General features: G+C 60.5%; 11 protein-coding genes. 6 read left to right on the forward strand and 5 right to left on the reverse strand.

Features of this window, described 5'->3' with window-relative positions; all coding sequences use genetic code 11:
* Window positions 1–131: 131 nt before the first annotated feature.
* Both ACFC5L_RS12840 and ACFC5L_RS12845 read left to right on the forward strand, forming a co-directional pair.
* Window positions 132–1,760 carry a S41 family peptidase gene (locus ACFC5L_RS12840; protein ID WP_375210748.1) on the forward strand — a complete coding sequence of 543 codons (1,629 nt, stop codon included), beginning with the start codon at window positions 132–134 and terminating at the stop codon, window positions 1,758–1,760.
* On the forward strand, window positions 1,757–2,113 hold the full coding sequence (locus tag ACFC5L_RS12845) for a hypothetical protein (protein WP_375202534.1): 357 nt from the start codon (window positions 1,757–1,759) through the stop codon (window positions 2,111–2,113). Before ACFC5L_RS12840 ends, ACFC5L_RS12845 begins: the two co-directional genes overlap by 4 nt.
* A 2-nt stretch (window positions 2,114–2,115) precedes the next feature.
* On the opposite strand, the gene ACFC5L_RS12850 is transcribed toward ACFC5L_RS12845, so the two are convergent.
* The 5 genes from ACFC5L_RS12850 to ACFC5L_RS12870 all read right to left on the reverse strand — a co-directional run bounded on the left by ACFC5L_RS12850 (window position 2,116) and on the right by ACFC5L_RS12870 (window position 5,914).
* The gene (locus ACFC5L_RS12850; RefSeq protein WP_375202533.1) at window positions 2,116–2,559 is read right to left on the reverse strand and encodes an ion channel; all 444 of its coding nucleotides are present in this window, start codon (window positions 2,557–2,559) and stop codon (window positions 2,116–2,118) included.
* A gap of 44 nt (window positions 2,560–2,603) precedes the next feature.
* Window positions 2,604–2,903, reverse strand: a complete 300-nt coding sequence (locus ACFC5L_RS12855) for a hypothetical protein (protein WP_375202532.1) — start codon at window positions 2,901–2,903, stop codon at window positions 2,604–2,606.
* A gap of 183 nt (window positions 2,904–3,086) precedes the next feature.
* Window positions 3,087–3,671 carry a translation initiation factor IF-3 gene (gene infC / locus ACFC5L_RS12860; RefSeq protein ID WP_375202531.1) on the reverse strand — a complete coding sequence of 195 codons (585 nt, stop codon included), beginning with the start codon at window positions 3,669–3,671 and terminating at the stop codon, window positions 3,087–3,089.
* 74 nt (window positions 3,672–3,745) lie between these two features.
* Window positions 3,746–4,723, reverse strand: a complete 978-nt coding sequence (locus ACFC5L_RS12865; RefSeq protein WP_375202530.1) for a glycosyltransferase family 9 protein — start codon at window positions 4,721–4,723, stop codon at window positions 3,746–3,748.
* Window positions 4,724–4,732: 9 nt separating this feature from the next.
* Entirely contained in the window at window positions 4,733–5,914 is a 1,182-nt protein-coding gene (locus ACFC5L_RS12870; protein ID WP_375202529.1) for a glycosyltransferase family 4 protein, read from the reverse strand.
* 88 nt (window positions 5,915–6,002) lie between these two features.
* On the opposite strand from ACFC5L_RS12870, the gene ACFC5L_RS12875 reads away from it, so the two are divergent.
* The 4 genes from ACFC5L_RS12875 to ACFC5L_RS12890 all read left to right on the forward strand — a co-directional run bounded on the left by ACFC5L_RS12875 (window position 6,003) and on the right by ACFC5L_RS12890 (window position 12,868).
* On the forward strand, window positions 6,003–7,628 hold the full coding sequence (locus tag ACFC5L_RS12875) for an alpha-glucosidase family protein (protein ID WP_375202528.1): 1,626 nt from the start codon (window positions 6,003–6,005) through the stop codon (window positions 7,626–7,628).
* Between the two features lie 85 nt (window positions 7,629–7,713).
* Window positions 7,714–8,682, forward strand: coding sequence for an SDR family NAD(P)-dependent oxidoreductase (locus ACFC5L_RS12880; protein ID WP_375202527.1), 969 nt, complete (start codon window positions 7,714–7,716; stop codon window positions 8,680–8,682).
* 101 nt (window positions 8,683–8,783) lie between these two features.
* Window positions 8,784–10,424 (forward strand): phytoene desaturase family protein, encoded by a 1,641-nt coding sequence (locus tag ACFC5L_RS12885; RefSeq protein WP_375202526.1) that lies wholly within the window; start codon window positions 8,784–8,786, stop codon window positions 10,422–10,424.
* A complete protein-coding gene (locus tag ACFC5L_RS12890) occupies window positions 10,421–12,868 on the forward strand; it encodes a M16 family metallopeptidase (protein WP_375202525.1) in 2,448 nt (815 codons plus the stop codon). Before ACFC5L_RS12885 ends, ACFC5L_RS12890 begins: the two co-directional genes overlap by 4 nt.
* The last annotated feature ends 3 nt before the right edge of the window (window positions 12,869–12,871 follow it).

Consider the following 12,871-nt stretch of genomic DNA (forward strand, 5'->3'; position numbering starts at 1 on the left):
TAGGCGAAAGCCCGCGCTCAACCTAGCGCGTAGGGTGAAAAAACAGCGCCGCCACACGCAAGCCGTTGACTATATCAGGCAAATGGGGACGATCAGCCGCGGGGGGCGACAAGTGTCAGAGTATTGAACCGATGACCGGACATAAGTCTTGGGCGCGATTTTTGGGGTTGGCCTCCTCTGCTTTTTTTGCGCTTTTGTTCATCGCCGCCTGCGGCGGCAGCGGCGGCGCGCCGGCCAATGTCAATCAACCGGCCCCAACCGGCTCGACCGGGCCAACCTGGACCGCCGGCGTTTATGAAGCCGCAAGCCGGTTCAAGGACCGCTGCGAAGTGGTGCGCACCGGCCTCGACTTTGAAGGCAATCCGTTTCCCGACCGGGCGGGGTCAACGCTTGAAGAAAATTTCTGGCTGCGCTCCTGGACCCACGAAACCTATCTCTGGAATGACGAAGTCGTTGACCGGAACCCCGCAAACTTCTCCGACCCGATTACTTATTTCAATCGTCTGCGCACCACGGCGACCACGCCATCAGGTAAAGACAAGGACGATTTTCATTTCAGCCAGCCAACGGATGAATTTCTGCGCGAACGCAACTCGGCGCCGGTGGCGGAATATGGCGCGAGCCTGATCGCCTATTCGCTGACACCACCGCGCGATTTCCGCGTTCTTTATACTGAGGCCGGAACGCCGGCCTCCGACACCGTCATGGGCGTGCCGAACCTTATCCGCGGGACGCGCATTCTCGAAGTCGACGGCGTTGATCTCGTCAACGCGAACTCTCAGGCTGCAATCGACACCTTAAATGACGGCCTCTTCCCGGCGACCGCGGGCGAGCTTCACACTTTTGTCGTGCAGGACCCGGGCGCAGCATCAACACGCACGATCATGATGATCTCGGAAAACATCTCCACCCCGGCGGTGAACCGCACGGCTGTCATCAACACTGCGTCCGGCGATGTGGGATATGTGTTGATCAATACGTTCAGCCCCTTCGCCTCGGAACAGGACATCGCGGACGCCATCACCGACATGCAAAGCGCCGGCGTCTCCGACATCGTCCTGGACTTGCGGTATAATGGCGGCGGCCTGCTCGCGATTTCAGCGCAGCTTGGCTACATGGTTGCAGGCCCTGCACGCACCAGCGGTAAAACTTTCGAGCGATTGCGCTTCAACGCCGATGCAGGCGGCGTCAATCCGGTGACCGGCGAGACAAATAACTCCACGCCGTTTTACAGCACCGGCCTCGGCTTTTCTCTTGTCAGCGGCAGCGCGCTTCCGAACCTTAATCTCGGCCGCGTCTTCATTCTGTCCACGGACTGGACCTGCAGCGCCAGTGAGGCGGTGATCAATGGTCTGCGCGGCATTGACGTTGAAGTCATTCTCATCGGCCGCACCACTTGCGGCAAACCCTATGGGTTCTACCCGGAAGATAATTGCGGGGAGACCTATTACACGGTCCAGTTCCAGGGCGTGAACCAGAAGAATTTCGGCGACTACGCCGATGGCTTTGTTCCGATGAATTCAAGCGCCAGTTTCGGCGTGAAACTGCCCGGTTGCGTGGTCGATGACGATCTCGATCATGAATTGGGCGACCAAAATGAAGAGATGCTCGCCGCAGCCCTGCAATATCGGGAATTCGGAACTTGCCCGACGCCGCCGCCTTTCTCCATCACGACGAAATCGGTCGAGCCCCCGGTGGATGTCATGCCGGGCCTGCGCATGATGGAGAAAAACCGCGACATGAGGATGCCGGGCGAATGATCCGCTGCAAGACCGTCTCGTTGATCGCCGCCGCAATATTGACTGGCGCCTGTCAGACGGCGGCGCCGAAAACCGAGGCCGTTCTCGCAGCGGCGGATGACCGGACGATTGCACAGGTGAAATCAGTGCTGGCGGAAGCTGTCGGCCGTGCGTCGATCGAGCTTGGCGCGGGCGAACCTGCCAAGGATACGTTCATCACCGTCCTGCCGCCGCCGCTGGCGTCGCGCGAGGACCGCAGCATGGCGACGCCGGTGGTGTTCGACATCGTGCTATCCGGCGGCGACTGCTATGCGGTGAGACGCGACACGGGCGAAGCTTTTCGGCTCAGCGTCGCCTGCCGCGCGGCGGGCTAGATCTAGTCTCTGCGCCCGCCAAGATGCAGCTTGCCGACGACATCGAACAGGAACGCAGCGGAAAGACCGAACAATAAAAGACCGTTCGACGCTGCGGCCCCGGCGAGAAGCCGCCATTCCTGCGGCAACAAGACATCGCCAAAACCCAGCGTCGTGAACGACGCGCCGGCGAAATAAAGCGACGTCTCCCAATTATCGAACATGTCATAGACATGAAACAGGCCGGCCCACATGCCGATCTCGATCATATGCGCCAGCATCAGCCACAAGACGAGCGCCACGAGCACGGCTGTATCGCGCAGAAACCGGACGGCGCCGCGGGTCCTGGTTTTGGCCGCGCGGAACACCGCCGCCGCCGCCGCGACAAAGACGCCGTGAACAAACGTCGTCGCCGAGATGATGACGCTGTTGATCGCTAATTGATGAAAAATGCCGCCGTCTTCCATGCGCCCTCCTGCGTTGTTTTTTAACAGGAGTCGCGCGCGGAAATCTATTTCGCCTGTTTGACGGCCTTGGTGAGAAGCTTCAGCCGGCCATTGGCGCGTTTGATGGCTTCATCGAGATTTTTGAGCGTCTCAGCGACCTCGCCGGCTTCCGCCTCCTCCGCTTCGAGGAGCTCTTTCGCCGCTTTAAGCTCAGCGGCAAGCGCGGAAAGGTTGTCCTCGCCGGGTTTCAGTCTTGGCCGGGCGTTCGCCTCTTCCACGCCTGCGCGCGCCATCAGGCCGCCAACCAGCGCGCCGAGAATAAATCCCGCCAGTCCGAGAGGCCATCCTATGGCGATCATCTGCATCAACGCGTCCATACACCCATCGACATTAAACCTGACGCATGCGCTTCGCACCCGGCAAGGGTCCCGGCGCCGTCATTTCAGGTCACATTGAAGCAAGGGCCGGGCCAAAGCTGTTCCAAAATAGCAAAACCGCCCGCATTTCACATGCGGGCGGCGAAACTTGCTTAACAGGAAGGCCGGCGCTTAGCGCGGCGCCATGACCATCATGATCTGGCGGCCTTCCATTTTGGGATACTGCTCAACCTTGGCGATATCGTCGAAATCGTCCTGCACGCGCTTCAGCAAATCCGCGCCGCGATCCTGGTGCGCCATTTCCCGGCCGCGAAATCTCAAGGTCACCTTGACCTTGTCGCCCTCCTCAAAGAAGCGCTTCATCGCCTTGACCTTCACCTGATAATCATGGTCGTCGATATTCGGCCGCATCTTGATCTCTTTGATCTCAACGACTTTCTGCTTCTTCTTGGCTTCCGCCTTTTTCTTCTGCTGCTGGTATTTGAATTTGCCGTAATCGAGGATCTTGCATACGGGCGGCGTGGTCGTGGGCGACACTTCCACAAGATCAAGGCCGGCTTCAGCGGCGATGGCGATAGCGTCGGGCGTTTTCATGACGCCGCGCTTTTCGCCTTCATGGTCGATCAGGAGAACCTGAGGGACGTCGATTTCATCATTGATGCGTGGGCCCTCTGACTTGGTCGGGGCTGCGGCGAAGGGTCTGCGTGCTATGGACTTCTCTCCATCGGTTGCTAAAGGTCGAATCTCTGCGCCCATTTCGGTGAGAAACGGTTAACCGTAATCCCAAAATGCGACAGAGAGGTGGGTATATAGGGCTTTCGGGCCATCTATCAACGGGCTTGAGCCGATATCGGCTCGCCCTCGGGAAGATTGATCAGACCCATATTGTTGAGGGTGCGCCAGACGAAGACCGGCTCAACCTCGCCGAGGCCGGCGCCCCGGACGCCTTCAGGCGCGGTCATCGTGACCACATGCCGGCCGGTGATCTCAAACGGATCTTTGGGTGAGCGGATCACCACCCCCTCGCAGCCGACACTCAGGGCCAGCTGCATTTCGTCAGCACTGTCACTGACGAAAAAGAGCGCTTCGCGGGCGAGCGCGGCAAGCTGAAGGTGGTCGGTCTTGCCCGTCAGGTCCACGAGCTGAGGCGCGTCATGAGCGATCTCATCGCCGAAATTGTGGAGAGACTTCGCGCCGGCCAGGACCGGCATAATGCCCGCCTGCGACATTTCCCGAGCGACGCCCGCATAGCCGGCGGCGCTCCAGCGCCGATCCGGCGCCTCGCCCGGCAGTAAAAGGCCGAAGGCGCCTGAAATCCCGTACCAGCTCGGCTGCATATTCGCGCTGTCCTTGCGCGCCGTCACCGCCCAGGACAGGTCGGGCAGCCGCTCGCTGATCGACAGCCCCGCCGTCTCCGCAAGTTTGTCGAAGCTCGGCGCAGCGCCCTTTGACGGCTTGCCGGCGAACTCCGCCATATGCCATTTCGGCCCGAAGGGACCGAGCGCGCCTTTCAGGCGCCGTGCGGCGTCGTCGCCGGAAAGATCATAGACTTTCTCAAATTTCGAACTCTTGAGCTGGCGCACAAACTCGCGCCGCGCTTCACCGTCGCGCATATTCGGCATGCCGGCGACCTGGTCGAAATAAGGAGAGGCGCGCGCAATGCGCTGAAGCCCGGGGGTCGTCAGCAGGCTGATTTTTGCGTGGGGATGCGCCTCGCGGATCGCCTCGAAAGCCGCATCCGCCGCCACGAAGCCCGTCAGCCCGTCGGTCTTGATAACAAGAATATTGCTGTTCTTACGCCCTAACATGCCGCCCCGTTACGCCCTTTCCGTCAGCAGCGCGCGATAAGCCCCAAGCGTCGCGTCGCACATCGCCGCTGAAGAAAAAAGACTCGATACCCGCTCCCGCGCTTTTTCCCCCATCACCTGCCGTCCCGTATCACTCATCACCATCAGCGTTTCGATCGCCCGCGCCAGCCCCTTTTCGTCGCCCGGCGTCGTCAAATACCCGGTTTCGCGGTGAATGACGGTTTCCCGCGCACCACCATGATCGGCGGCCACCACCGGTTTTTCCATGGCGCCCGCCTCCACCGCGACCCGGCCGAACGCTTCCGGCTCGATCGACGGCGACAAGACCGCGTCCGCCCAAGCGTATGCGGCCGGCATGTCGGCGCAGTCGCCAACGAGATGGATCATGCTGCTGACCCCAGACTCTTCCACCACCGTGCGCAGGCGCCGCTCATAAGCGTCCTTGCCTTGCGCACCCCCGCAAAAAACTAGCGTCAAAGCGGGGTTTTGGCCAGTAGCCTTGAGCGCTTCACCGCGCTTTGCCAGGCCCGCAACCGCAGCAATCGCCGTTTCATGCCCCTTCCAGGGGGTGAGCCGGGCCGGCAAAAGAAGCTTAAAGCCCTGGTTTTCCCCAAGCCCCCACGCACGCGTGAGGCGAGCCGTCCGTTCAATGGAAACCTTTTTGGGATCAAAGAGATCGATATCGACGCCCCGGGGAATAACGACGATCCGGTCCGCCTCCGCACCGCGCAATCCCGCGATCCGGTCCGCTGTGAAATGGGAGTTTGCGATCACCCGCTCGCCCCGCAACATGGACGAATTGTAAAACCGCTTGGCCGCCCCCGCCGCCTTGTAGGCGCCGTGATAGGTGGTGACGAAGGCGACGCGGGTGCGCCTGGCCGCCCAATAGGCGCTCCAGGCGGGCGCGCGCGAGCGGGCGTGGAGAATATCCACTTTCTCCCGGGCGATGATCTCCGACAGGAGCCCGGCGTTCATCCACATGGTGACGGGATTTTTCGAGGCGGCGCGCCCACGGATAATCTCGCCCCCGACATTGCGGATATCCTCTTCGAGCCGGCCCCCTTCGGTGAAAACCAGCGCCCGGCCTCCATTCCTGACGACCGCATCCGCAATCTCCAGCGTCGTACGCTCGGCGCCGCCCGCATCGAGGCGAGGCACAACTTGCAGAACGGTTTTTTCAAAGCGCGTCATGGACCATGGATCATAGCCCTGTTCTTCTCGCCGGAAAGCCAAATGATGCCCGATTGACGTTCAGCCGCGGCGCGCGTCATCTATTTGCATGAGCCGTAATTTCCAGCACCCACAACCATGGCCTGAAGGCGCGGTCATCTATCAGATTTATCCGCGCAGCTTTCGCGATTCCAATGGCGATGGTGTCGGCGATCTCAAGGGAATAACGCAAAAGCTGGATTATGCGGCCCGCCTCGGCGTCGACGCAATCTGGCTGTCGCCTTTCTTCACCTCGCCCATGCGCGATTTCGGCTATGATGTCGCCGACTATTGCGATGTGGACCCGTTATTCGGAACGCTTTCCGATTTTGACGCATTGATCGAAAAGGCGCACGGCCTCGATCTCAAAATCATCATCGATCAGGTCTATTCCCACACTTCTGACCAGCATCCATGGTTCACAGAAAGCCGTCAGGATAGGAGCAATGCAAAAGCCGACTGGTATGTCTGGGCGGACCCGAAAGCCGACGGCTCGCCGCCCAATAACTGGATGTCGGTTTTCGGCGGCGTTTCCTGGGAGTGGGATGCGCGGCGCGGGCAATATTATCTGCACAATTTTCTGACGAGCCAGCCCGACCTCAACCTGCACAACCGCGAGGTTCAGGACGCGTTGTTACAGGTCACCCGTTTCTGGCTCGATCGCGGCGTTGACGGTTTCCGCCTCGACGCCCTGAACTTCGCCATGCACGATCCGCAATTACGCGACAATCCGCCAGCGAATTACGGCGCCCGTCGTCCGTCGCGGCCATTCGACTTTCAGGAACACCGCTACAACCAGTCACACGCCGACATTCCAAAATTTCTCGAACGCATTCGCGCGGTCACCGACGAGTATCCGAATATCTTCACCGTCGCCGAAGTTGTCGGCGCACATGCGCTTGAAGAAATGAAGGCGTTCACTGCAGGCGAGACACATCTCACCACCGCTTATAATTTCGATTTTCTGTATGCAGACAAGCTGACGCCTGAGCGTGTGGCGAAATCTCTCGCCGGCTGGTCCGGCGCGCCCGGAGAGGCCCTGCCGTCCTGGGCCTTTTCAAACCATGACGCCCCGCGCTGCATCTCCCGCTGGGCGCCAACTTCCGGCAATCGGGGCGCGGACCCACAACAAGCGGCGAAACTCTACCTCCTCCTGCTTCTCAGCCTGCGCGGCCATGTCTTTGTCTATCAGGGCGAGGAGCTGGGCCTGCCGCAGGCGGAGGTGCCTTTCGAAGCGCTGCAGGACCCCGAAGCCATCGCCAACTGGCCGGCGACCCTCGGTCGCGACGGCGCGCGCACGCCCATGCCGTGGGAAAAGATGGGGCAAAGTGGGGGATTTTCCACCGCAACACCATGGCTGCCCATGGATAGGCGCCACCTACCCCTCGCCGCCGGCGCACAGGACACAGACCCCCAATCGGTCCTCAATTTTGCACGAAAAGCGATTGCATCGCGCGGCGCCTCTCCCGCCTTGCGCGCCGGCGACATCACCATCGTGAAAGCGCCGCCAGGCGTCCTCGCTTTTTTCCGCGAGAAGGAAGAAGAGCGACTGCTTTGCGTTTTCAATCTCGGACACAAGGAATGCGCTTTGCCTGATTCCTTGACGCCGGTTGGCGCTTTGCGTCTTGCCGCCGGAATTGCAGGCGACAGCGCGCCGAAAACCCTGCCCGCGCTTTCAGCTTTCATCGCAGGCTGACTCTTCAACCCGTTAACCAACGGAAACAGTTGGCCTTTGCGCCGGATGCCTCCATATAGGCTGAAGGGCAAACAAAGGACATGCGGTGAAAACCGTTCTGATTACCGGGGCGGCCGGATTTATCGGCTTTCATACGGCTGCGCGTCTTGCGCAGGCTGGCTGGCGCGTCATCGGCGCCGACAATTTCAATGACTATTACGATCCGGCGCTAAAACGCGCCCGCGTAAAAGAACTGGATAATGCGGCGAAGATCCACGAGGTCGACATCGCTGACCCCGAGGCGTTTTCGAAACTGGTGCAGGATACGGCGCCGGAGGTGATCATCCACCTCGCGGCGCAGGCCGGCGTGCGCTACTCGATCGACAATCCTTTCGCCTATGCGCATGCAAACCTGACAGGTCATCTTTCCGTTCTCGAAGCCTGCCGCCATGCAAAAGGGCTCTCTCACCTGATTTACGCTTCCTCCAGCTCGGTCTATGGCGGCAACACCAAAACGCCTTTCAGCGAAACCGATCCTGTGGACGCCCCGGTTTCTCTTTACGCTGCAACGAAACGCGCCGATGAGCTGATGAGCGCAACCTATGCGCATCTTTACGGAATCAAGCAGATCGGCCTGCGCTTTTTCACCGTCTATGGCCCCTGGGGGCGGCCCGACATGGCCTATTGGACGTTTACGGACAAAATCCTCAAAGGCGAGCCGATCCCCGTTTATAATCACGGCGAGATGCGGCGGGACTTCACCTATATCGACGATGTGACAGAAGCCATCGAACGCATGGCGGCGAAGGCGCCGGACTTTACCGGCGAAGACCGCCCGCACCGGGTTTACAATATCGGCAATCATACGCCTGTGCCGCTGATGGATTTCATCGCCGCGCTTGAAGCCGCGCTTGGCAAGACGGCGGAGAAAACAATGCTGCCCATGCAGCCCGGCGACGTGAAAGAAACCTATGCGGATGTGACGCGTCTTTCCGCCGATTACGGCTTCAATCCCTCAACGCCGATTACCGAAGGCCTGAAACGCTTCGCCGACTGGCGCCGCACACGCGGCTGAACGCGCGCCCCTTCCCTTTCCGAAAACGCCATAATATACTGAAAAACAAGGGATTTTATTCCCTTTGTGAATAGAGGCATTCCCGGAAAGAACGTCGGCTCATGTCAGCACACTATGACGCTATCATTATTGGCGGCGGCCATAACGGCCTTGTCTGCGGCTTTTACCTCGCCAAAGCGGGACGGCGCGTTCTGATCCTTGAGAAGCGGGATATTGTCGGCGGCGCCGCAGTGACCGAGGAGTTTCATCCCGGCTTTCGCAATTCCGTCGCAAGTTATTCTGTGAGCCTTCTCAATCCGAAAATCATTCGTGAGATGGAACTTGAGCGCCACCGTCTCGAAGTGCTCATCCGCCCGGCGTCCTATTTCGCGCCCACGCCCGACGGCAAGCATCTGCTGCTCGGGCGCGACGACAAGCAGAATATCGAAACCATTCGCCGCCTGTCGCCGAAAGACGCCGACGCTTACCCGCGCTATCATGACCGTCTCGACAAACTCGTTGACCTCTTCCGCTCGACGTTGCTTGAAACGCCGCCCAATCTTGGCGGCGGCGTGCGCCACATGTTCTCGGCGGCGATGCTGGCCAAACGCGCGCATAAGCTCGGTCTTGAAGGCCAGCGCGATCTGATCGACCTGTTTGGCAAAAGCGCCGGCGAAATTCTCGACAACTGGTTCGAGCTCGATGTCATCAAGGGCATTCTCGGCTTCGACGCGATTACGGGCGCTTATTGCAGTCCCTATACGCCGGGCTCGGCCTATGTGCTTTTGCATCACGTTTTCGGCGAAGTGAACGGGATAAAGGGCGCTTGGGGTCATGCCGTCGGCGGCATGGGCGCGATCACCCAGGCCATGGCCGCCGCCGCCAGTGAAGCCGGCGCCGAAATCCGCACCGATGCGCCGGTGAAAGAAGTCATTATTGAAAATGACCGTGCGCAAGGTGTGGTCCTCGAGGATGGAACAACGCTGCGCGCCCGTGTTGTCGCGTCGAATATTCATCCGCAATTGCTATATGGCCATCTGATAGAGGAAAGCGCGCTGCCGGACGAGTTCGCTGAACGTATTCGCAACTGGCGTTCGGGCTCCGGCGTGTTCCGGATGAATGTCGCGCTTTCCGAATTGCCGGACTTTACGACGCTTCCGTCGAACGGCGCCGGGCTGCACCACAAATCGAGCATCATGATCGCGCCGAGCCTCGATTATCTCGACACGGCCTATACGGATGCGCGCCGCCATGGCTGGGCGCGAAAGCCGGTTATCGAAATGCACATCCCCTCAACCATCGACGATTCCCTCGCCCCGCCGGGCCAGCATGTGGCGAGTCTTTTCTGCCAGCATTTCGCGCCGGAACTGGCGGGCGGCAAAAGCTGGGATGATTACCGCGATGATGCCGCCGATTGCATCATCGACACAATCAATGACTACGCGCCGAATTTCAAATCCTCGATCATCGGACGGATGGCGCTGTCGCCTCTTGATCTCGAACGAAAGCTTTCCCTTGTCGGCGGTGACATTTTCCACGGACAACTCGGCGTCGATCAGCTTTTCAGCGCCCGGCCGGTGCTCGGTTACGCCGATTATCGCGGGCCGTTCAAAGGACTTTACATGTGCGGGTCGTCCACCCATCCCGGCGGCGGCGTCACGGGACTTCCCGGCCACAACGCCGCGCGGGAGATCCTGCGCGACATTGGCAAGGGCTCAGGAGGCAAAGGGCGCGGGCCGCAAATGCGCGCGGCCACGCTTTGACGCGGCTTTTACATAGGCTTCTTTTTCTTACGCTGGCGCTCGCGCCATGCGCCGCCAACGCTCTTGATCTGAAAAATGTGCGGGTCACCCATCTCGACAACGGGCTGACGCTGCTCATCCTAGAAGAACGCGCCCTTCCCGTCGTCAGCGTTCAGATGGCCTACAAGACCGGCGGCCGCGACGACCCGGAGGGGCGCATGGGGCTCGCGCATTTTTTCGAACATATGGCTTTCCGGTCATCGAAGAATTTTCCGGGCACATCGCTCGCAGGCGACATATACGCCGTGGGCGGCGAATGGCACGGCTATACCTGGATCGACACCGTCACTTTCTTTGCGACGGCGCCGAAAGGCGATCTTGAGCTTCTTTTGCGCATCGAGGCGGACAGGCTGGGGCGACTGACCCTCGACCCTGATGATGTCGAGGCGGAAACCGGGGCCGTGATCGCCGAAATGAACGGCTACGCCAATGACCCCTCAACTGTTCTTTTTGACGCGACGCTGGCCGCGGCGTTTCAGGTCCATCCCTACCGTAAAAACACCATCGGTTATGCGGCGGATGTTGAAGCGATCACCCATGATGACATTGTCGACTTCTACGACAAGCGCATCGGGCCGAAGACAGCCGTCCTCGCTGTCGCGGGTGACGTAGACGCGGATGCGGTCGAAACACAGGTCAAAAAACTCTTCGGCAAATTCAAAAAATCCGCGACGCCGCGACTGCCGCCCCTGAGCGAGCCGGACTATCAGGGCGAAAAGCGCATCCGCCTTGAAGGCGCAGCGAAAGAAAAACTTTTCCGCATCGCCTATCCGGCGCCGGCGGCGTCGAGCGATGACTATCCGGCGTTTCTGGTGCTACAGGCGCTCGCGGGCGCGTCGAGCGGCGTTTCTTTCCTGCAAAATGACTGGGGCACGCCGGCCGCTGACGGATCGGCGCTTGCCGGCGTTACGGATGACATCAGCACATGGTTCATTCCAACGGCACAGCCCTATGTGTTCCTCATCGCCGGATCCGCAGGCCCCGGCGCCGATGAAACGGCGATAGAGGACGCCATTCAAAATGCGCTGCAAAAACTGACCGCCGAACCTGTCGCCGCAAAACGTCTTGCCGCGGCGAAACAGAACGTGCAGCGCGAACTGATCTTCGATCTCCAGACCATCGAGGACGCAGCCCATCAACTCGCCTTTTTCGAAGCCATCGGCGCGCTCGATGCGTTGCTGTCTCTCAACGAAGACGTTTCCGCCGTCACCGCTGCTGACATTCAGCGCGTCGCAAAAATCTATCTCGACGCTGACCGCCGCACGGTGGGGTGGTTCGTTCCCGACAGCGACGGCGCGCCGGCGCCTGTCGCCGCCGCCGAAGTAATGGCGTCCCCGCCGGCGCGCGCGGGCAAGGCGCCGATCTCGGAAACGGTGGATAACCGCTTTACCGAAACCGGGAGTGACATCATTGTCGTCTCCTCGCCGCTCTCGCCCACACTTTCGCTCCGCGCCATCCTGCCCGGGGTTTATGCGTGCGGTCCTTGCACGGTGAACGATCCCGCGCCCGGAATGACCAGCCTCTCACTCAGCGGATTGCCGGGCGAGTTTGCAGAACTGACGAACACGCTGCGCGACGCCATGACAAAGGCCCACGCCGCGCCGCCTACAGAACCGCAAAGCAGTGATCCCTACACGCGGCTGGAAGAGATTTTCGCCGCGCGTTTTGCCGGCGCCGAAACGCCAGACATCGCGGCGCCCAGCTTTATCGCGGTTTCCGGAAATCTCGCCGCCGACGAAGCGCGAGCGGTCATCGGCGGCTCCCTCACTACCTCTGCGGGCGCGCAAGCGCCGGTGACGCTGACGCCGTCAGAGGGCGATATCTGGATCCACATTCCTGAAGACAAGGTGCAGACCGCGCTCGGCTATATGGCGGATGCGCCGGCGCTGGACGATGAGGCGGCCCTCGCCTGGCGCCTCGCCCTTTACATGTTCGCCCATGATTATGGCGGGCGGCTGGGCGAAGAGGCGATCTCGAACCAAGGTCTCGCCTATTATATCGGCGCCGACTACCGCGGCGGGAAAGGCGCAGGGCTCGTCACGCTTAATATCGGCGTCGATCCTGACAAACAGCAGGCGCTTCTCGAAACCCTGCAAGCCGAGCTTACGCACTTTATCTCGGAACCGCCGGACGAAGCCGAACTCGCCGAGGCCAAGCGTCATCTGATCGGCCGCAAGATCAGCGCCGCGCAAAGCAACGCAGAAATCACTGCGGCGCTGACCCGTGACTGGGCCGGGCCCGGCCTGACCACGATTGACGACTTCACCGCCGCCGTGAACGCCGTCACGCTCGACGAGGTGCGCGGCCTTCTGCCCGATTTCGCCGCCGGCGATTTTGTCGTCATATCGGCAGGCGGCGAAGAACATGATAGCCTAACCACCGCAACCGGTTCGCACGGAGAGTAAGCC

Origin of the sequence: Hyphococcus sp. (assembly GCF_041986965.1) — a bacterium.
GTDB lineage: Bacteria > Pseudomonadota > Alphaproteobacteria > Caulobacterales > Parvularculaceae > Hyphococcus.

What these genes read in the sequence shown, in the direction of transcription:
- ACFC5L_RS12840 (WP_375210748.1), top strand. Translation starts at nt 132, where the DNA reads ATGACCGGACATAAGTCTTGGGCGCGATTTTTGGGGTTGGCCTCCTCT.
- ACFC5L_RS12845 (WP_375202534.1), top strand. Translation starts at nt 1,757, where the DNA reads ATGATCCGCTGCAAGACCGTCTCGTTGATCGCCGCCGCAATATTGACT.
- ACFC5L_RS12850 (WP_375202533.1), bottom strand. Translation starts at nt 2,559, where the DNA reads ATGGAAGACGGCGGCATTTTTCATCAATTAGCGATCAACAGCGTCATC.
- ACFC5L_RS12855 (WP_375202532.1), bottom strand. Translation starts at nt 2,903, where the DNA reads ATGCAGATGATCGCCATAGGATGGCCTCTCGGACTGGCGGGATTTATT.
- infC (WP_375202531.1), bottom strand. Translation starts at nt 3,671, where the DNA reads ATGGGCGCAGAGATTCGACCTTTAGCAACCGATGGAGAGAAGTCCATA.
- ACFC5L_RS12865 (WP_375202530.1), bottom strand. Translation starts at nt 4,723, where the DNA reads ATGTTAGGGCGTAAGAACAGCAATATTCTTGTTATCAAGACCGACGGG.
- ACFC5L_RS12870 (WP_375202529.1), bottom strand. Translation starts at nt 5,914, where the DNA reads ATGACGCGCTTTGAAAAAACCGTTCTGCAAGTTGTGCCTCGCCTCGAT.
- ACFC5L_RS12875 (WP_375202528.1), top strand. Translation starts at nt 6,003, where the DNA reads ATGAGCCGTAATTTCCAGCACCCACAACCATGGCCTGAAGGCGCGGTC.
- ACFC5L_RS12885 (WP_375202526.1), top strand. Translation starts at nt 8,784, where the DNA reads ATGTCAGCACACTATGACGCTATCATTATTGGCGGCGGCCATAACGGC.